Annotated in this window: 1 protein-coding gene; it reads left to right on the top strand. The window is 63.7% G+C overall.

Annotated elements, in window-relative coordinates; translation table 11 throughout:
- On the top strand, positions 1–397 hold a 397-nt coding region (locus I6F21_RS38390; RefSeq protein ID WP_225184473.1), incomplete at both ends, for an AMP-binding protein.

Genomic DNA, 397 nt, shown 5'->3' with positions numbered 1-397 from the left:
GCGCCGACTACACCTGGCCGCAATTCGACGAGAACACCGCTTCCAGCCTGTGCTACACGTCTGGTACCACGGGCAACCCCAAGGGCGCGCTGTATTCGCATCGATCCACGGTGCTGCACTCGTATGCGTCAGCCATGCCGGATGCGCTTGGGTGCTCGGCGCAGGACGTGATCCTGCCGGTGGTGCCGATGTTCCACGTCAACGCGTGGGGGCTGCCGTATTCGGTGCCGCTGGTGGGCGCCAAGCTGGTCTTCCCGGGGCCGAAACTGGACGGTGCTTCGCTGTTCGAACTGTTCGAGCAGGAAAAGGTCACGTTCTCGGCTGGCGTGCCGACCGTGTGGCTCGGTCTGCTGCAACACGTGCAGGCCAACAAGCTGAAATTCTCGACGTTCCGCCG

Origin of the sequence: Bradyrhizobium sp. NBAIM03, from assembly GCF_020194055.1 — a bacterium.
GTDB lineage: Bacteria > Pseudomonadota > Alphaproteobacteria > Rhizobiales > Xanthobacteraceae > Bradyrhizobium > Bradyrhizobium yuanmingense.
This window is presented reverse-complemented; position numbering and strand designations above follow the sequence as displayed.